This window comes from Streptomyces sp. NPDC054883 (genome assembly GCF_053610645.1).
Genome location: NZ_JBSGYT010000013.1, coordinates 18,548 through 37,000 on the forward strand (window position 1 = coordinate 18,548; position 18,453 = coordinate 37,000).

The 18,453-nt window shown below is 69.7% G+C and carries 15 protein-coding genes; 7 read left to right on the forward strand and 8 right to left on the reverse strand.

The window, feature by feature from the left end:
- The 6 genes from yidC (at position 1) to ACWGH1_RS12405 (ending at position 5,660) form a co-directional block, all read left to right on the forward strand.
- Positions 1-1,107 (forward strand): membrane protein insertase YidC, encoded by a 1,107-nt coding sequence (gene yidC / locus ACWGH1_RS12380; RefSeq protein ID WP_453355383.1) that lies wholly within the window; start codon positions 1-3, stop codon positions 1,105-1,107.
- Positions 1,108-1,138: 31 nt separating this feature from the next.
- The gene (locus ACWGH1_RS12385; protein ID WP_453408665.1) at positions 1,139-1,648 is read left to right on the forward strand and encodes a Jag family protein; all 510 of its coding nucleotides are present in this window, start codon (positions 1,139-1,141) and stop codon (positions 1,646-1,648) included.
- A gap of 109 nt (positions 1,649-1,757) precedes the next feature.
- On the forward strand, positions 1,758-2,474 hold the full coding sequence (gene rsmG, locus ACWGH1_RS12390; protein WP_453356265.1) for a 16S rRNA (guanine(527)-N(7))-methyltransferase RsmG: 717 nt from the start codon (positions 1,758-1,760) through the stop codon (positions 2,472-2,474).
- Between the two features lie 265 nt (positions 2,475-2,739).
- Positions 2,740-3,849, forward strand: a complete 1,110-nt coding sequence (locus ACWGH1_RS12395; protein WP_453356266.1) for a ParA family protein — start codon at positions 2,740-2,742, stop codon at positions 3,847-3,849.
- Positions 3,846-4,946 carry a ParB/RepB/Spo0J family partition protein gene (locus ACWGH1_RS12400; RefSeq protein ID WP_453408666.1) on the forward strand — a complete coding sequence of 367 codons (1,101 nt, stop codon included), beginning with the start codon at positions 3,846-3,848 and terminating at the stop codon, positions 4,944-4,946. The genes ACWGH1_RS12395 and ACWGH1_RS12400 overlap by 4 nt, the downstream gene beginning before the upstream one ends.
- A gap of 90 nt (positions 4,947-5,036) precedes the next feature.
- Entirely contained in the window at positions 5,037-5,660 is a 624-nt protein-coding gene (locus tag ACWGH1_RS12405) for a GNAT family N-acetyltransferase (RefSeq protein WP_453356268.1), read from the forward strand.
- 92 nt (positions 5,661-5,752) lie between these two features.
- Here ACWGH1_RS12405 and trxA read toward each other — a convergent pair whose 3' ends face one another.
- The 7 genes from trxA to ACWGH1_RS12440 form a co-directional block, all read right to left on the reverse strand.
- A complete protein-coding gene (trxA, locus tag ACWGH1_RS12410; protein ID WP_453353127.1) occupies positions 5,753-6,094 on the reverse strand; it encodes a thioredoxin in 342 nt (113 codons plus the stop codon).
- 49 nt (positions 6,095-6,143) lie between these two features.
- On the reverse strand, positions 6,144-7,103 hold the full coding sequence (gene trxB, locus ACWGH1_RS12415) for a thioredoxin-disulfide reductase (protein ID WP_453353128.1): 960 nt from the start codon (positions 7,101-7,103) through the stop codon (positions 6,144-6,146).
- 124 nt (positions 7,104-7,227) lie between these two features.
- Positions 7,228-8,178: an anti-sigma factor family protein gene (locus ACWGH1_RS12420; protein ID WP_453353129.1), complete on the reverse strand. Its 951-nt coding sequence runs from the start codon at positions 8,176-8,178 to the stop codon at positions 7,228-7,230.
- Positions 8,175-8,876 carry an RNA polymerase sigma factor SigM gene (sigM, locus tag ACWGH1_RS12425; protein WP_453353130.1) on the reverse strand — a complete coding sequence of 234 codons (702 nt, stop codon included), beginning with the start codon at positions 8,874-8,876 and terminating at the stop codon, positions 8,175-8,177. Before sigM ends, ACWGH1_RS12420 begins: the two co-directional genes overlap by 4 nt.
- Positions 8,877-9,003: 127 nt before the next feature.
- The gene (locus ACWGH1_RS12430; RefSeq protein WP_453353131.1) at positions 9,004-10,746 is read right to left on the reverse strand and encodes a protein kinase family protein; all 1,743 of its coding nucleotides are present in this window, start codon (positions 10,744-10,746) and stop codon (positions 9,004-9,006) included.
- 126 nt (positions 10,747-10,872) lie between these two features.
- Complete coding sequence (gene murJ, locus ACWGH1_RS12435; protein WP_453353132.1) at positions 10,873-13,053, reverse strand: murein biosynthesis integral membrane protein MurJ; 2,181 nt, start codon at positions 13,051-13,053, stop codon at positions 10,873-10,875.
- 47 nt (positions 13,054-13,100) lie between these two features.
- On the reverse strand, positions 13,101-15,365 hold the full coding sequence (locus ACWGH1_RS12440; protein ID WP_453353133.1) for a DUF6049 family protein: 2,265 nt from the start codon (positions 15,363-15,365) through the stop codon (positions 13,101-13,103).
- Between the two features lie 186 nt (positions 15,366-15,551).
- On the opposite strand from ACWGH1_RS12440, the gene ACWGH1_RS12445 reads away from it, so the two are divergent.
- A complete protein-coding gene (locus ACWGH1_RS12445) occupies positions 15,552-17,018 on the forward strand; it encodes a CCA tRNA nucleotidyltransferase (protein ID WP_453353134.1) in 1,467 nt (488 codons plus the stop codon).
- A 103-nt stretch (positions 17,019-17,121) separates the two neighbouring features.
- Here the strand turns inward: ACWGH1_RS12445 and ACWGH1_RS12450 are convergent, their stop codons facing one another.
- A complete protein-coding gene (locus ACWGH1_RS12450) occupies positions 17,122-18,408 on the reverse strand; it encodes an MFS transporter (protein ID WP_453353135.1) in 1,287 nt (428 codons plus the stop codon).
- Positions 18,409-18,453 lie beyond the last annotated feature (45 nt).

Genomic DNA, 18,453 nt, shown 5'->3' on the forward strand with positions numbered 1-18,453 from the left:
GTGGACACGATTGCCAGTCTGTTCAGTTTCATCACCACACCCGTCTCGTGGGTCATCGTCCAGTTCCACTCGCTGTACGGCGCGATCTTCGGCCCGGACAGCGGATGGGCCTGGGGCCTGTCCATCGTGTCCCTGGTGGTATTGATCCGTATCTGCCTGATCCCACTCTTCGTGAAGCAGATCAAGGCGACGCGTGGCATGCAGGCGCTCCAGCCGAAGATGAAGGCGATCCAGGAGCGCTACAAGAACGACAAGCAGCGTCAGTCCGAAGAGATGATGAAGCTGTACAAGGAGACGGGTACCAACCCGCTCTCCTCGTGCCTTCCCATCTTGGCGCAGTCCCCGTTCTTCTTCGCGCTGTACCACGTGCTCTCGGCCATCGCCAATGGGAAGACCATCGGCGTCATCAACCAGTCGCTGCTGGAGAGCGCGCGGCAGGCGCACATCTTCGGTGCCCCACTGGCTGCGAAGTTCACGGACAGCTCGGAAAAGGTCGCCGCGCTAGGCGCCTCCCTGACCGATGTCCGCATCGTGACCGCAGTCATGATCGTCATGATGTCGCTGTCGCAGTTCTACACCCAGCGTCAGCTGATGCAGAAGAACGTCGACCTTTCGGTGAAGACGCCGTTCATGCAGCAGCAGAAGATGTTGATGTACATCTTCCCGCTGATCTTCGCCTTCATGGGTATCAACTTCCCCGTCGGTGTCCTCGTCTACTGGCTGACCACGAACGTGTGGACCATGGGCCAGCAGATGTACGTGATCAACCAGAACCCGACGCCGGGAAGCAAGGCCCAGGACCAGTACCTGACCCGCCTGCTCAAGCACGTCAGCACGCACGGTGAGCTCAAGGGCCGGGGCAAGAAGAAGATCGTCGCGGCGATCGTGGCCAAGGGGCCGGACCGCAACGACAACGAGCGCAAGTTCATCACCTCGCTGACCAAGCAGGGCATGGCCGCGCAGCCGGACGGCTCTGTGATCAGGAGCGCCGAGGCCACGGCCGACGCGGATGCGGCGAGCGGCGGTGTCGCCACCAAGCGGCAGCAGCCGAAGCGGCAGACGAAGGCGAAGCGTCAGACGCCCCCCAGCAAGCCCACCAAGAAGTAAGCCCTCCAAGAAGCAAGAAGGAGCCCCTCCCGTGACGGAAGGCACCACCACCGCCGCCGCTGAGGGCGGCGACACCTTGACCCGCCTCGAGCAGGAGGGCGAGATCGCGGCCGACTACCTTGAGGGCCTGCTGGACATCGCCGACCTGGACGGCGACATCGACATGGACGTCGAGGCCGATCGGGCCGCGGTGTCGATCGTCAGCGACTCCGGCCGCGATCTGCAGAAGCTCGTGGGCCGCGACGGCGAGGTCCTGGAGGCTCTGCAGGAGCTGACGCGCCTCGCCGTGCACCGGGAGACCGGTGACCGCAGCCGGCTGATGCTGGACATCGCCGGGTTCCGCGCCAAGAAGCGTGAGGAACTGGCTGCACTGGGTGCCCAGGCGGCTGCTGATGTGAAGGCCTCGGGTGAGCCGCTCAAGCTGGCGCCGATGACGCCGTTCGAGCGGAAGGTCGTCCACGATGCCGTGGCGGCCGCCGGTCTCAAGAGCGAGTCGGAGGGCGAGGAGCCGCAGCGCTTCGTCGTCGTGCTCCCGGCCTGACCGGAAAGCGTGTGGTCGGCCCCGCCTGTCTCGCAGGCGGGGCCGATGTTTGTAAGCCTGGCAGTGCCCGTTGTGTGAAGAGTGAGTTCTGTACGGAAGGACGGTCCCCGTGACGGAGGCAGCAGAGCTTCCCCCGGCGCCTGAAGAGGCGCGCGCGGTATTCGGCGAATTTTTCCCGGAAGCCGTGCGGTACGCGGAGCTGCTGGCGGACGCGGGGGTCAAGCGCGGTCTGATCGGTCCGCGTGAGGTCCCCCGGCTCTGGGAGAGGCACCTGCTGAACTGCGCGGTGCTGTCCGAGGCGGTGCCCCAAGGCGTCTCGGTGTGCGATGTGGGCTCGGGGGCCGGCTTGCCGGGCATCCCGCTGGCTCTGGTGCGGAGGGACCTCAAGATCACCTTGCTGGAGCCGCTGCTCCGGCGGACGAACTTCCTCCAGGAGGTTGTCGAGCTGCTGGGCCTGGACCACGTCACGGTGGTGCGCGGACGTGCCGAAGAGGTGCTCGGCAAGCTCCAGCCCGTCCACGTGGTGACGGCGCGGGCGGTGGCTCCGCTGGACCGGCTGGCCGGCTGGGGCGTGCCGCTGCTGCGTCCTTACGGGGAGATGCTGGCGCTCAAGGGCGACACCGCCGACGAGGAGCTGGTGGCGGCCAGGGCGGCGCTGACCAAACTGGGTGTGGTGAAGACCTCGGTGCTCCAGGTCGGGGAGGGTGTGGTCGACCCCCTGACGACGGTCGTGCGCGTCGAGGTGGGCGAGAGCCCCGGCGGGGTACGGTTCGCGGCCAAGCGGGCGAAGGCTGCCCGAGTGGGGCGGACCCGGCGCCGCCGTTGAGGATCCTCCCTTCGGGTCCGGCTCGCGTCGTTTCGGGCGTGTTGAGCCCTATAGGTATGGATTTCGGAGTGTCGGAGCGGGCGGAAGTCCGGATCCGGGCATCGTGTTTCACGTGAAACGTCGCTCTCTGCTGCACGGAATCATCAGCCGCGGTCGTGCGGCCGCGTCCCCCCGACCGCGTGACGGCGCTGGGGTGACGGAGTTGTCCACATCGGTGGATTCATCCACAGGAGTTCGGGCCCCGCTGGTTCGTGACCCCGGGGACATGGCAGGCTCTGTTCATCGCGAGCCTGATGTCGAGGAGAGTGACACCGTGCGGTCCGACGCCAACCTCGCGGGGCCGATGGCCGACCCGGTCCCCGGTCCCCGCTCTGAATCGCCGGGCGAGGATGTGTCTTACCCAGCCACCGCTGGGGGAGAAGCACCGCCTCCGCCCCTTGTGGACAATGACGACACCCCCATCGGCCGAGCCGCCCAAATGGCGGTGGACACCCTGGGACGAACCGGTGAACCGCTGCCGCGGCCGGCTCAGACCCGGGTCATGGTGGTCGCCAACCAGAAGGGCGGCGTCGGCAAGACCACGACGACCGTGAACCTGGCGGCCTCCCTGGCCCTGCACGGGGCCAAGGTCCTGGTGATCGACCTCGACCCGCAGGGCAACGCCTCGACGGCACTCGGCATCGACCACCACGCGGACGTGCCCTCCATCTACGACGTGCTCGTGGACAGCCGGCCGCTGCTGGAGGTGGTCCAGCCGGTCGTGGACGTGGAGGGTCTGTTCTGCGCCCCGGCCACGATCGATCTGGCGGGCGCCGAGATCGAGCTGGTCTCGCTGGTGGCGCGGGAGAGCCGGCTCCAGCGGGCGATCCAGGCGTACGAGCAGCCGCTCGACTACATCCTGATCGACTGCCCGCCGTCGCTGGGGCTGCTCACGGTGAATGCGCTCGTGGCGGGCGCCGAGGTGCTGATCCCGATCCAGTGCGAGTACTACGCGCTGGAGGGGCTGGGTCAGCTGCTGCGCAACGTCGACCTGGTGCGGTCCCACCTGAACCAGGCGCTGCACGTGTCGACGATCCTGCTGACGATGTACGACGGCAGGACGCGGCTGGCCTCGCAGGTGGCGGAGGAGGTCCGCACGCACTTCGGCAAGGAGGTGCTGCGGACGAGCATCCCGCGATCGGTGCGCATCTCGGAGGCGCCGAGCTACGGGCAGACGGTGCTTACCTATGACCCGGGTTCCAGCGGCTCCCTGTCCTACCTGGAAGCGGCGCGGGAGATCGCGCTGCGGGGGGTCGGAATCCATTACGACGCCCGGCACGCCCATCTGGGGGCCGGCACGAACAGCACGCAGAATATGGCGGAGGGGATCCAGTGAGTGAGCGACGTAGGGGTCTGGGGCGGGGGCTCGGCGCGCTGATTCCCACCGCCTCCCAGGAGAAGGCGCCCGCGGTGGGTGCCGGGTCGACGTCACCGTCGGCAGTGCCGGTACTGACGTCGGAGCGCGGTATCGCCGCGGCGAAGCTGGCAGCGCTGGCGCAGGCCGACGGTTCGCCGGCGGTTCCTCCGGTGGCGACCGCGGGAGAAACGCTGCCGGCGCTCGCGTCGCTGCCGGAACCGGTGGCCGAGGAGGTGGCGGGGGCGACGTTCGCGGAGCTCCCGATGGACGCGATCACGCCGAACCCGCGGCAGCCCCGTGAGGTGTTCGACGAGGACGCGCTGGCGGAGCTGGTGACCTCCATCAAGGAGGTGGGTCTGCTCCAGCCGGTGGTGGTGCGGCAGTCCGGGCCGGGCCGCTATGAGCTGATCATGGGTGAACGGCGCTGGCGGGCGTGCCGGGAGGCCGGGCTGGACCGGATCCCCGCGATCATCCGGGCGACGGACGACGAGAAGCTCTTGCTGGACGCCCTCTTGGAGAACCTGCACCGGGCGCAGCTCAACCCGCTGGAGGAGGCCGCCGCCTACGACCAGTTGCTGCAGGACTTCCACTGCACTCATGACCAGCTGGCCGACCGGATCGGGCGCTCGCGGCCGCAGGTGTCGAACACCCTGCGGCTGCTGAGGCTTTCCGCCCCGGTGCAGCGCCGGGTGGCCGCGGGGGTGCTCTCGGCGGGTCACGCACGGGCGCTGCTGTCGGTGGAGGACTCCGAGGCGCAGGACCGGCTGGCGCACCGGATCGTGGCTGAGGGCCTGTCGGTGCGTGCGGTCGAGGAGATCGTGTCGCTGATGGCCTCGGAGCCGGAGAGCCCGGTGAAGCCGAAGGGCCCGCGGGCGGGTGCCCGGGTGGCTCCGGCCCTCAGTGAGCTGGCGACGCGGCTCTCGGACCGGTTCGAGACGAGGGTGAAGGTGGACCTCGGCCAGAAGAAGGGCAAGATCACCGTCGAGTTCGCCTCGATGGAAGATCTGGAACGGATTCTGGGGACGCTGGCGCCGGGCGAGGGCCGGGTGCTGGAACAGGGTCTGGCCGGGGAGTAACCCGGAAGTCCCGCCTGAATACCGGGAGGCGAGTCGTACGGCGCGAGCCGGTACGGCTCGCCTCTTTGCCGTAGCGGATACGATGCGTGTATGGGTCGTCGGTTGGTACCGCTCACGCTGGACAACCTCCAGGACCTGCCCCGGCGTTGCCGGACCTGTGTGTTCTGGGAGCTGGATCCGGTCAGTGGTGAGGCCGCCGTGAAGGCGGGAACTGCGGAACTGGAGAAAGAGGCGTGGATCTCCGCCGTCCTGTTGGAGTGGGGATCGTGCGGCCGCGTCGTCTATGTGGACGACGTCCCCGTGGGCTTCGTCCTGTACGCGCCGCCGGCCTATGTGCCGCGTGCGACGGCGTTCCCGACGAGTCCGGTCTCTCCTGACGCGGTCCAGCTCATCACGGCGTGGATCATGCCGGGTTACCAGGGGCAGGGCTTGGGCCGGGTGATGGTCCAGACGGTGGCCAAGGACCTGCTGCGGCGCGGCTTCCGGGCGATCGAGGCGTTCGGCGACGCACGGTGGGAGCGCCCGGCCTGTCTGCTTCCGGCCGACCATCTGCTGTCGGTGGGCTTCAAGACGGTCCGGCCGCATCCGGTGCACCCCCGGCTCCGGCTGGAACTGCGCTCGACGCTGTCCTGGAAGGAAGACGTGGAACTCGCCCTGGACCGCCTGCTCGGCGGGGCGCGGGCCCGCAAGGAACCGGCGCTGCGCCCGCTGTGAGTGGCGGGGGTCGAAATGCGAACGGGGCCGCTCCCATGGGAGCGGCCCCGTTTCACGTGAAACATCAGACATGTTTCACGTGAAACATCGCATCAGGCGGTCTTGGCCGTGACGAAGGGGTCCAGATCACGCAGGATGGCGGCCTTCGGCTTGGCACCGACGATGGTCTTGACGACCTCGCCGCCCTGGTAGACGTTCAGGGTCGGGATGGACATGACGCCGTACTTGGCGGCCGTGGCCGGGTTCTGGTCGATGTTGAGCTTGACGATCTCGATCTGGTCGCCGTACTCGGCCGCGATGGCCTCCAGGGACGGGGCGATCTGGCGGCACGGGCCGCACCATTCGGCCCAGAAGTCAACCAGGACGGGCTTGTCGGCGGCGAGGACGTCGGCGTCGAAGCTGGCGTCGGTAACGTTCTTGAGGGTGCCGGCCACAGCGGCCTCCTTCTTCCTGCGGGGTGTGGGTGAGGGGGGTGGTGCGGGGTCAGACGGTCGCGTGCGCCTGCTCGGCGTCCGCGAGGGCGGCGAGGTAGCGCTCGGCGTCCAGGGCGGCGGAGCAGCCCGTGCCGGCGGCGGTGATCGCCTGACGGTAGGTGTGGTCCACGACGTCACCCGCACCGAAGACACCGGTGAGGTTGGTACGCGTGGACGGGGCGTCGACCTTGAGGTAGCCCTCGTCGTCCAGGTCCAGCTGGCCGGTGAAGAGCTCGGTCCGCGGGTCGTGTCCGACGGCGATGAAGAGGCCGGTCACGGGCAGCTCGGAGGTCTCGCCGGTCTTGGTGTTGCGCAGGGTGAGACCGGAGAGCTTCTGCTCGCCGTGGATCTCGGCGACCTCGCTGTCCCAGGCGAACGAGATCTTCGGGTCGGCGAAGGCGCGGTCCTGCATGGCCTTGGAGGCGCGCAGGCTGTCGCGGCGGTGGACGATGGTGACCGACTTGGCGAACCGGGAGAGGAAGGTCGCTTCCTCCATCGCCGTGTCGCCGCCGCCGACGACGGCGATGTCCTGGTCCTTGAAGAAGAACCCGTCACAGGTGGCGCACCAGGAGACACCGCGGCCGGAGAGGGCGTCCTCGTTGGGCAGGCCGAGCTTGCGGTGCTGGGAACCGGTGGTCACGATCACGGCCTTGGCACGGTGCACGGTGCCGGCGGTGTCGGTGACGGTCTTGATCTCACCGGTGAGGTCCACGGCCACGACATCGTCGGGGACGAGCTCGGCACCGAAGCGCTCCGCCTGGCCACGCATGTTGTCCATGAGGTCAGGACCCATGATGCCGTCCTGGAAGCCGGGGAAGTTCTCGACCTCGGTGGTGTTCATCAGCGCACCGCCGGCGGTGACGGCACCCTCGAAGACGAGGGGGTTGAGCGAAGCGCGTGCGGTGTACAGGGCGGCCGTGTAACCGGCCGGCCCGGAGCCGATGATGATCACGTTTCGGACGTCGCTCACGGGTTCGTTCCTCGTCTCTGCGGACTGCGTGCTGCCTACCGGGGGCCGGTGTGGACTCTCACCCCACCCAACGGATCCTACGGCGCGCGCATTCCCGGCCCGGCCCGGATCGGACCTGAACGGGTCAGGGCCGGGCGTACGTACCGGTGAGCAGTGGCTTGGCCGGGGCCGTAGAGGGGCTGTTGGCGCAGTCGCTCGCGACGACGTAGGCGTCCACGCGGGCGGTGTCACCGGGATGCGGAAGGACTACGAGGAAGACGTCGGTGCCCTGGTAGCTGCCCTGTTCGGCGGCGAGCGGGGCGTCGGGGCGGCCGGTGGCCTGCTGGACGCAGGGCGGGACGAAAGGGGCCTGGCGGTCGCCGGGGACGGCGTTGGGGGCCACGTTGGGATCGGTCTTGGGGTCGGTCTTCGGGGAGGCGTTCTGCATCCCGTACGTGTTGTTCCTCTCCTCCGGCTTGCTCTGCGCCTTCGAGCCGGAAGCGAGCAGGTTCTGCACGCTGCCCTGCAGCCCCTGGGAGGTGTACGAGCCGTCGGTGGGGTGCGGGCTCGGGGCGGCGGAGATCCCGGTGCGGGCGGCGGTGTCGTGGGAGGAGCTTGCACCCAGGGCACCGGACAGGAAGAGGCCCAGTACGCAGGCGGAGGCTCCCGCGAGGCCGGCGAGGACCGCGATCCGTCGCCGGGCCCGGCGACGGCCCGGGCCGGTTGGGCCGGCCGGGTGACCGGCCGGCCGGGCCGGTGCGGGCGATGGCGTTTCACGTGAAACGTCGTCGCGGTCCGGGACGGCGGGAGCCGGCTCGGCACGCCGGGAGGTGGAGTCCAGCAGCGCCTCGGCGGCGAGGGCGGCGTCGATACGGCCCGCGATGTCGGAGGGCATCCGGCTCGGCCCGGGCAGGGTGCCGAGCAGTGCGCGGATCTCTTCGAGGGAGGCGAGGACGTCGGCGCACAGGGGGCAGTCGCCGAGGTGGCTTCGTACGGCGGCGGTACGGGCTGGTGAGAGCAGCCCTTCGGACAGGTCGGAGATCTCCGCGACGTCCGGGTGCCGGATCGTGCCGGTCGTGCCGGTTGTGGGGCTCACGGTCGTCCACCTCCGCCCTTCACTGCGTCTGGGTCTGGCTGCCTGGGTTCTGCCGCTGATGGGACGGGTGACCCCGGCGTCCGGTTCCTTCCCCGCTCGGCGGCGGTGTTATCCGCGGCATTCGAGCGCAGATGAGTGAGCAGCGGGAGCAGCTTCGCCCGGCCCCGCGAACACCTGCTCTTGACCGTGCCGACGGCGACATCGAGGACGCGCGCTGCCTCGGCGACGGAATATCCCTGCATGTCGACCAGGACGAGCGCGGCCCGCTGCTCTGCCGGGAGCGTGCCGAGGGCCGCCAGCAACTGCCGGTGGAGGTCCTGTCGCTCGGCGGGGGCCTCGGCGGACTCGTGGGGCTCCAGGAGCCGCTCCAGCCGGTCGGTGTCGTCGAGGGGCGCGGTCTTGCGGGAGGCGGCCTTGCGGGCCCGGTCGAGGCAGGCGTTGACGGTGATCCGGTGCAGCCAGGTGGTGACGGCGGAGTCACCGCGGAACGTGTGCGCGGCGCGGTAGGCGGAGACGAGCGCGTCCTGCACGGCGTCGGCGGCCTCTTCCCGGTCCCCGAGCGTGCGCAGCGCCACGGCCCAAAGCCGGTCGCGGTGCCGCCGCACGATCTCCCCGAAGGCCTCGGGATCCCCCGCGACGTGCAGCGCCAGCAGCTCTTGGTCCCCGGTCCGCTCGGGGTCGTCAGCCGCAGGCTTCATGTTCCCCTCCTGGTGGGCGCCGTGCGAGATATTGAAGCGGGTTGAGCAGCCGTTGCGATACGCCCCGGTACCGAACGGGACTGTGAGGGGGCGCCCTCACAGTCCCGTTCGCTGTCGGTGTCCGGCTTCAGGAGCTGCCGGGTCCGGAGATCGAGACGTTGGTGACGGCCTGCTTGTAGCCGGCGCCGCTGTACTCGTAGGCCCCTGAATTCGGCATGGCAGTGATCCACAGGAGCACGTAGCGTGTCTTCACCGGGGTCTGCGCGGTGAGGTCGAGCTGGGTGCCGGACGTTGTGGCGCCGGCGATCTTGTGCATGGCGCTGAGCGGCGTGGACGAGGACATGTTCGGTGCCGCGTAGATGGCGGCGGTGGTGTGGTCGCCACCGAACTTGAACGCTATCGAGGCCGCGCTGACCTCGTGCTCGGAGCCGAGGTCGTAGACGAGGCCGACGCCCGCCTTGTAGGCGCCCATGTCGGGGCCGTCGCTGTACGCCTTGGTCCGCCAGTACGAGGAACGATCGCCGTCATAGCTCTTCGCGGCACTCTCCGCGTTCTGGGGGGTCCCGTCCGGGTAGTACTCCTCGGCGCTCTTGATCTGCAGCGGGACGGGGTCGGGGTTCTTCTTCGTGTCCTCGGTCTCGGTGGACTGCGAATTGCGCGGGCTGCCCCCGTTGCCGCCATGGTTGTCGCGGTGGTCCAGGAGGGTGTCGGCGAGCTGCCAGCTGCCGAGGCCGAGGGCGGCGATGAGCAGCGCGGCGACACCCCACTTGAGGGCGCGGCCCGTACGGCTCTGCAACGGGGGCGGCGGCGGGACGGCGAGGCTCTGCACGGTGGACAGGCCGGACGCCGGGTGCCGGCCGTAACTGCCCTGTTGGTAGGTGGTGTGCTGGTACTCCGGCGGGGCGGTGAAGGCGGGCTCCGGCGGCCGGATGCGGGGCATCGCGGCGACGGCCTTGGCCAGCTCCTCCGGAGTGGTGCAGGCGGGTTCCTGCCGGGAGGCGGTGGCCCCGTCGTTGGCCAGCGCGCGCATGGCCAGTTCTCCCAGACCCCGGTGCACCCCGGCGCGTACCTGGTCGGGGGCGATCAGGCCGACGCCCTTGGGCAGTCCGGTGAGGCCGTAGGCGTCCGTCTCGTAGGGCCAGCGCTGGGTCAGGGCGGCGTACAGCAGGGCGCCGATCGCCTCGGTGTCGGCCTGCTGCGGGGTGTCGCTGGTGATGCCGCGCAGGGCGGCGTTCACGGCGAGGCCGCGGATGCGGTACTGGCCGGTCGAGGTCCGCAGTATCGCGCTGGGCGTCAGGCGCAGGTGCGCGAGACCTTCGCGGTGGGCCGCGGCCATGGCCTGCGACACCTGGCTGACGAGCTGGTACGCCTCGTGGGCCTCCAGGGGGCCCACGGAGAGGAGGGCGGTGAGTTCGGTGGCGTCGGGCAGCCACTCGTGCACGACGTAGACGAGGTCGTTCTCTTCCACGGCGTCGAGGACCTGGACGAACCTGGGGTCGCCGAGCAGCGCGGAGGAGCGGGCCGCGGCCAGGACGGCCCGGGACCGGGGGTGGTCGGCGGGAAGCAGATGGACGCCGACGGCGCGACGCAGCTTCTCGTCCATGGCACGCCAGCTGCTGAATCCGTCCAGACGGGTGACGCACTCCTCTAGGCGGTAGCGTCTGGCCAGCTTGTGGCCGCTGTGCAGTTCGGGCGCTGCCACGGGCGCAACTGCTCTGCGTTCGCCATCCGTTTCGCGCATGGATCCGTCCGCGGCTCGGTCGTTCTGGGTGTCCACCCCGTCGGCCGTGGCCTTGACCGCTTTCGCGGTCAGCGGCTCATCGCCGCTGTTGTCGGCCACGTCGACGGCAGCCGTGCTACGTTCCGCCACCGTCGTCCCTGCCTCCCCATCCGTTGCGCGCTGTCGGCCAGTCTGCGAAGCCATGCCAATTGTGCCCACAGTCCGGCGCTCCGCACGACACGCGAAGGAGGGTTGGACCGCCGGCGGGTCTGCCCGTCAGCGCCCCAGACGTCCGCGGACCATCCCGACCATCGCGTTGAGTTCTTCGACGCGCATGCGCTTGGCCGCGGCGAGGAAAACGGCGGCCAGGGTGATGAAGCCGGCCACGAGGGCGGCGAGCGACCCGACGGCGCCGCTGCCCAGCCACTGGGTGACCCCGTACGCGGCCGCGCCCGCCACGACGGCGGCCGGGACACAAGCGCCGATGAGACGGGTGTAGGTGCGCATCACGTGGGCCCCGTCGAGGTCTCCACCGAGGCGGGCGCGCAGACGGCGCCAGGCGACACCCACGCCGACGGCGTATCCGAGACCGTAGGCGGCGCCCATGCCGACGACGGCCCAGCGCTCGGGGAGCACGAAGAAGGCGAGCGCCGAGACGCCTGCGTTGACGGCGGCGACGATGACGGTGTTGTAGAAGGGCGTCCGGGTGTCCTCGTAGGCGTAGAAGCCGCGCAGGACGACGTACTGGACGGAGTACGGGATGAGCCCGAGGCCGAAGGCCATGAGGATGTAGCCGATGTTCTGCGCCGTCGCCGAGCCGGAACCGGCGTAGAGCAGGGTGGACATCGGGACGCCCAGTGCGAGGAACGCGAAGGCGCAAGGGACGATCGCGACCGCGGAGGTGCGCAGGCCGTAGGAGATGTCGTCGCGGACGGCGGCGACGTCCCCGTCATGGGCCGAGCGCGAGATGCGGGGCAGGACCGCGGTCATCACCGAGACGGTGATGATGGCCTGCGGCATCTGCCACAGGAGCAGCGCGTAGTTGTACGCGGCGATGCCGGTGCCGTCGTGGCCCTGGGCGTGGGCGACGTCGCCCGCCCAGGTCGCGAGCTGGGTGACCACGATGAGGCCGAGCTGGTTGGCCAGGACGAAGAAGAACGTCCACTTGGCGAGGCCGGCGGCCTTGCCGAGCCCGTGGCCCTTCCAGTCGAAGCGCAGGCGCGGCTTGAAACCGGCGTCACGCAGGTAGGGGAGCATCGCCAGGGACTGGACGGCGAGGCCGAGCAGGGTGCCCAGGCCGAGCAGCCGCACGCCCTCGGGGGTGATGCCGGCTTCGTCGACACCGGTGCTGGTGAAGCCGCCGAACGCCCAGATGAACGCGCCGAACGTGGCGATGACGACGATGTTGTTGAGGACGGGGGTCCACATCATCGCGCCGAACCGGCCGCGAGCGTTGAGGATCTGACCGAGCACCACGTGCACGCCCATGAAGAACATGGTGGGCAGGCAGTAGTGCGCGAAGGCGACCGCGACCTCCATCCGGTGCGGGTCGTCGGCGATCTTCTGCGACATCATGCCGATGAACAGCGGCGCCGCGAGCACACACACGGTGGTGACCGCGCCGAGCAGCACCACGACGAGGGTCAGGAGGCGGTTGGCGTATGCCTCGCCGCCGTCATCGTCGTTCTTCATCGCGCGGACCAGCTGCGGGATGAAGACGGCGTTGAGCGCGCCGCCGCCGACCAGCACGTAGATCATCGTGGGCAGGGTGTTGGCGACCTGGTAGCTGTCGTTGAGGGTGGTGACACCGATCGCCGTGCCGATCACGAGCGTGCGCAGGAAGCCGGTGATGCGGGACACGATCGTGCCGGCAGCCATCAGGGCGCTGGACTTCAGCAGACCGGAGGCCTTCCCGGCGGGCTTGGCCGGCGCCGGGACGGCGACCGGGGGCTCCTCGGCGGTTGCCTGGGGGGCCGCCTCCTGGTCCCGGTACAGGTGCGCGAAGGCGTCCGGTTCCGGCTGCTCGTCCGCGGCCTTGGTCACCAGGGAGTCCACACCGACGAACTCCGTCGTCGTGGGGCGGTCGCCATAGGGCAGGTGGCGGGAAGGGCCGTCGGGCTCGGGCGGCGGGGTCTGGGCCCAGACGCGCGCGTCCGGACCGCCGTACGAGGGCGGCTGGGGAGCCGCGTACAGCGGGCCGGGCTCGCGGTAGGTGCCCGGGGGCGGCGGGGGGTGCGAGGCCCGGTCGTACAGGACCTCCGCCACCGGATCCTGTGCCGACAGGTCCTGCGACCGGTACGGGTCGTAGTCGTAGGCATCCTGGACATACGGGTCGTGATCCGGCGCGGGTGCGGGCGCGGAGGCCTGCCCGGGCACGGGGGCACCCGGCGCGGTGCCCTGGGAGGGCCCCGGCCCACCAGTGCCCTGCGCGCGGTCACCGTCGTACGGCGCGTTCATCGAAACCCCACCTCATCGTCCCCAGGCCGACCGGCCACGGCATCGCTTTAACGGTCCACTGTCTCACCCGTGCCGGACCCGCTTGTGCTTTGCGGTCCGGTGTCCGGGGACTCGTCACTCGGCTGCGTGCTCTCCTCGGCGGCCGCGCGGGCCGCCACGCGCTTGCGGCTCGCGTACATCTTGATGCCTGCGAGGACGAGGAGGAGAACTCCGCCCGCAATGACGAGCATGACGGTGGGAGTGACCTCGGTGGCCTCCACGGTGAACTTCTGCTGCTTCCCGTAGGGGGCGCCGTTCTTCGTGAACAGTTGCGCGGTGACCTCGACGGGCCCGCTCGCGGTGGCGTTCGCGGTGAACTTCAAGGTCTGGCTGTGATCGGCCTGGACCGTCACTTCCTGCTCGGCCACTCCACTGTCGCCGAACATCAGCCGGGTCGGATTGGCGGACTTCACCCGCAGGACCAGGTTGTGGACGTCCTGCACGAGGCTGTTCTGAACGCTGACCGGGATGATCGCGCTGTGCCCGGACAAGGTGGCGTCGGACTTGGGGACGACCTTGACCTTCTCGGTGAGTCCGATCAGGTAGTCCTGCACCTGGTCCCGGTAGACGGCGGCCTCCTCGGGCCGGCCGCGCCACGAAGTGGACATCTCCCGGTTGGTGGTGTTTCCGAAGGGGATCTCGACGCGTTCGGGCGCAGCGAGGATCACCTTGAAGTGGTCGAGGGTGTCCTGGGTGGTCCGGATCTCCTCGAACGCCGACACCGGCAGTTCCTGGCGGCTCAGGGCCTCCGGGTACTGGCCGGCACCCGGGACCTGGGTGGCGGCGCCGGGGTCCGGCTTGGCGGAGGCCGCGGCTTCGAGGTCGGAGGGCTGGGTCCAGCGGCCGCCCTGGAGGCCGCGCAGGGCGGAGGCCATCGACTCGGCCTGGCTGGAGGACGGCGTCCGCTGCGGGGTGACGACGAAGCTGCGCTGCTCGTCACCGCCCTGCAGGTTGAGGGCGAGACTGTGGGCCAGGAACCTCTGCACGGCGAGCGTGGAGTCCTTGGCATTGACCATGTCGCCTTCGAAGGCCGTCGACAGCTCGGCGTCGGCGACGATCGCGGTGGCGCCCGCGCCGATGGGGCGGGCAGCCGTCGGGGTGTAGCCGAGTGCGCCGGTCTCCTGGAGACTGTCGCTGCGGGTGAGGACGTTGTGGGCGCCCGCAGAGGTGGCGACGTTGACGATCGAGGGGTCGATGGCGCCGTTCACCGGCCAGGAGAAGTCGGTGGACGGCGTGACGTGCAACACCGTCTCGACGGCTTGCTTGGCCTTGTCGGTGGCGGGCCGCAGCTGGCCGAGGGTGCCCGAGACGTCCTTGCCGTGGTGGGCGAGGGAAGCCAGATCGGGGTCGGCGTAGGGCAACGCGACGACCTTCTTGCCCTGGACCGCCGTTTCCAGGGCACTCAGCCACTGTTCGGCGACGGCCTTGCTCTTGCCCGGCAGGGGTTTTCCGTCGGGGTCGGGGTTGCGGATCCGGTAACCCTTGGCCATGGCGTCGACCGTGTAGAGCAGGTCCGGATCGATGACCCAGGTGATCGGCAGGTCCTTGCCGAGGGAGACCATCCGCTCAAGACGCCCTCCCGGCGCCAGCTCCTTGGCCAGGGAGTCATCGAGGAAAACGGGCGTCTGCGACTCGTCCGAGCCGGTTTCCGCCGTGACCCTGGTCGTGGAGATCAGCGGCCACGCGTAGGTGAGGGAGGAGCGCTTCGGCGCGGCTTCGGGCTGCCACGGCAGGAACGTCCGGCGGATGCCGAGCACCTGCTCGTACGGGCGGCTGTCGGTCTCGCCGGACAGCGACACACCCAGCTGGTAGACGCCGTCTCTGCCCAGGTCCAGCTTGCCGACCGGAACGTTGATGGTGAACGACTGGCTGGCCCTCGAAGGCAAGGAGTCGATCTTCACCGCGTATGCCGGATCGATCTCCCCCGGGTCCACGCCGGCCCGGAAGCCGGTGCGGTCCGCCACCTCGTCGATGGACGCCCGGTCACCCAGGACGGGACCGACGCGCAGTCCCACGTGCGCGCCCTTGATCGCCTCGCGGCTGTTGTTGACCACGCTGCCGGAGATGGTGAGGGTGTCGCTCTTCACAGGAGCATTGGGGGACACCTCGAGCAGCTGGACGTCGACGGCGGAGTCGGCGGCCTGCGCCGGCGGCGCGGGGGCGTAGACCAGGGCCGCGAGGACCGGCGTGCCGGCCAGCATGACGACCGCCCGCCGCAGCCAGCGGCGCCGGGCAGGGGCGGCTGCCCCCAGGATGTCTGCCGCCTCGGCCACGCGCTCGCCCGTCCCTCGAAGTGTCAGTGGTCGTCGGTTGTGCGTCCACGAATGGTAACGAGGCCCGCTGTGCGCGAGTGCCGCGCCTTGCTCCACATGATCGGCTGCGGCCCGTGGGCGCTCCGTGGCAGGGTGGCCGCAAAACGAGGCGGCCCCCGGCGGGCGGGCCACGTACCCTTTTCTGTTGTGCCGAACGCCAATGAAGACACCCCCAGTGCCCTGAGTCAGGTGCAGCGCCAAGCGGTCAGCGAACTGCTGCGCGTCGCTCCTGTCGCCGACGAGCTCGGCCGCCGCTTCCAGGAGGCGGGCTTCCGTCTCGCCCTGGTGGGAGGCTCCGTACGCGATGCGCTGCTCGGGCGTCTCGGCAATGATCTCGATTTCACCACCGACGCCCGCCCTGAGGACGTGCTGAGGATCATGCGGCCCTGGGCCGACACGGTGTGGGACGTCGGTATCGCCTTCGGCACCGTGGGCGCGCAGAAGGTGGCCCGCGTCGCGGACGGCGACCGGAACTTCCAGATCGAGGTGACCACGTACCGCTCGGAGTCGTACGACCGCACCTCGCGCAAGCCGGAGGTTTCCTACGGCGACTCGATCGAGGAGGATCTGGTCCGCCGCGACTTCACGGTGAACGCGATGGCCGTCGCGCTGCCCGAGAAGGAGTTCGTGGACCCGCACGGCGGCCTTGAAGACCTCCGGGAAGGCGTCCTGCGCACCCCCGGCACCCCCGAGGACTCCTTCTCCGACGATCCGCTGCGTATGCTTCGCGCGGCCCGGTTCGCCGCACAGCTGGACTTCGAGGTCGCCCCCGAGGTCGTGGCGGCGATGAAGGAGATGTCGGAGCGGATCGAGATCGTCTCGGCGGAGCGGGTACAGGGCGAGCTGAACAAGCTCCTGCTGTCCGCGCACCCCCGCAAGGGCCTCGGGCTGCTCGTGGACACCGGTCTGGCTGACCGGGTGCTGCCCGAGCTTCCTGCTCTGCGGCTGGAGAGCGACGAGCACCACCGGCACAAGGACGTCTACGAGCACTCGCTGACCGTGCTGGAGCAGGCGATCGACCTGGAGGAGGACGGCCCGGACCTCGTGCTGCGCCTCGCTGCCCTGTTCCACGACATCGGCAAGCCCCGCACCCGCAGGTTCGAGAGCGACGGCCGCGTCTCCTTCCACCACCACGAGGTGGTGGGCGCCAAGATGACCAAGAAGCGCATGACCGCTCTGAAGTACTCGAACGACATGGTCAAGGACGTGTCCCGGCTGGTGGAGCTGCACCTGCGCTTCCACGGCTACGGCGACGGCGAGTGGACCGACTCGGCCGTGCGCCGCTACGTCCGCGACGCGGGTCCGCTGCTGGAGCGGCTGCACAAACTGACCAGGTCGGACTGCACCACGCGCAACAAGCGCAAGGCCAGTGCGCTCTCCCGGACGTACGACGGCCTTGAGGAGCGGATCGCGCAGCTCCAGGAGCAGGAGGAGCTGGACGCGATCCGGCCCGACCTGAACGGCAACGAGATCCAGCAGGTGCTGGGCGTCGGCCCCGGTCCGGTCATCGGCAAGGCGTACGCGTTCCTGCTGGAGCTGCGGCTGGAGAACGGGCCGATGGGCCATGACGCGGCGGTGGCGGCGCTGAAGGAGTGGTGGGCCTCTCAGGCCTGAGACCGGTGACGGCCGACGGTGTTTCACGTGAAACCGAGACGGTGTTTCACGTGAAACATCCGTGGTTTCACGCGAAACACCGGGGGCCCGTTGCCCCGGTCGGCTACCTCTGGGTGCTCTTCCCGGTGGAACGGCGGCCCTGCCCCTGGAGGAGCGCCGCGGTGGCGGCGTAGAGGACGGCCACGCTCGTCACCAGCACAACGGACCGGCCGTCTGCCGGGAGCATCAGCGCGGCCACCGCCGCCGCTGCGACGAACGCGGCATTGAACAGCACGTCGTAGACGGAGAAGACCCGGCCGCGGAACTCGTCGTCCACCTGGAACTGCACGACGGTGTCGGTGGAGATCTTGGCACCCTGCGTCGCGACGCCCAGGGCGAAGGCGGCAACGAGCATCGGACCTGGCGCGAAGAACAGACCGAGTGCCGGGACCAGGACCGCCGCACCACCGGCACAGAAGGTCATCCAGCCGCGGGTGCCCAGCCGGCCCACCATCCACGGCGTGACGACGGCGGCCGCGAAGAAGCCCGCGCCCGAGACGCCGATGGCGACGCCCAGCAGCGCCAGGCCGGCGGCCTCGTCGTCCGACCAGGAATAGCGGCAGAGCATGAGCAGCGTCACGAGCAGAGCCCCGTAGCAGAACCGCATCAAGGTCATCGCAGTGAGCGCCTGTGCCGCTTCCCGGCGGCCCGCCAGGTGCCGTAGGCCTTCGGCCATACCTCGCACGGTGAGAGCCACTCCCTCGGCGGGCGAGGGATGGGGCCGGCCGGGGGGATGGTCGGGCCCGAGCAGGCCGACGGCCAGGCGCAGCGAGACGAGCGCGGCGCACAGGTACAGCGCGGCGCCGAAGAGTACGACCAGTGCGTCGGAGTTCGAGGCCAGGAGTCGGATCAGGAAGGCCAGTCCCCCACCCGCGGTCGCCGCCAGGGTTCCGGCGGTGGGCGAGAGTGCGTTCGCGGTCACCAACTGGCCGGATCCGACGACGCGGGGCAATGACGCGGCCAGCCCGGCGAGGACGAAGCGGTTGACGGCGGTCACGGACAGGGCCGATGCGTAGAACAGCCAGTCGGGGACGTGGCTGACGATCAGCAGGCCGGTGACGCAGGCGAGAAAGGCACGCAGGAGGTTGCCGTAGAGGAAGACCTGCCTGCGGCGCCAGCGGTCGAGCAGCACTCCGGCGAACGGGCCGATCACCGAGTAGGGCAGGAGCAGCACCGCCATCGCGGAGGCGATGGCCACGGGCGAGGTCTGCTTCTCCGGAGAGAACACCACGTACGTGGCGAGCGCGACCTGGTAGACGCCGTCGGCGGCCTGGGATAGCAGCCGTACGGTCAGCAGGTTGCGGAAATCCCTCAGGCGCAGGAGTACGCGCAGATCACGTACGACAGGCATGAGGGCAAGGGTCACATACGCCGAGGGTCCCCGGGCACATTTGCC

Excerpts from the sequence above, each read along its gene's own strand:
- ACWGH1_RS12395 (WP_453356266.1), top strand. The coding sequence starts at position 2,740 with ATGGCAGGCTCTGTTCATCGCGAGCCTGATGTCGAGGAGAGTGACACC.
- ACWGH1_RS12405 (WP_453356268.1), top strand. The coding sequence starts at position 5,037 with ATGGGTCGTCGGTTGGTACCGCTCACGCTGGACAACCTCCAGGACCTG.
- sigM (WP_453353130.1), bottom strand. The coding sequence starts at position 8,876 with ATGAAGCCTGCGGCTGACGACCCCGAGCGGACCGGGGACCAAGAGCTG.
- murJ (WP_453353132.1), bottom strand. The coding sequence starts at position 13,053 with ATGAACGCGCCGTACGACGGTGACCGCGCGCAGGGCACTGGTGGGCCG.
- ACWGH1_RS12450 (WP_453353135.1), bottom strand. The coding sequence starts at position 18,408 with ATGCCTGTCGTACGTGATCTGCGCGTACTCCTGCGCCTGAGGGATTTC.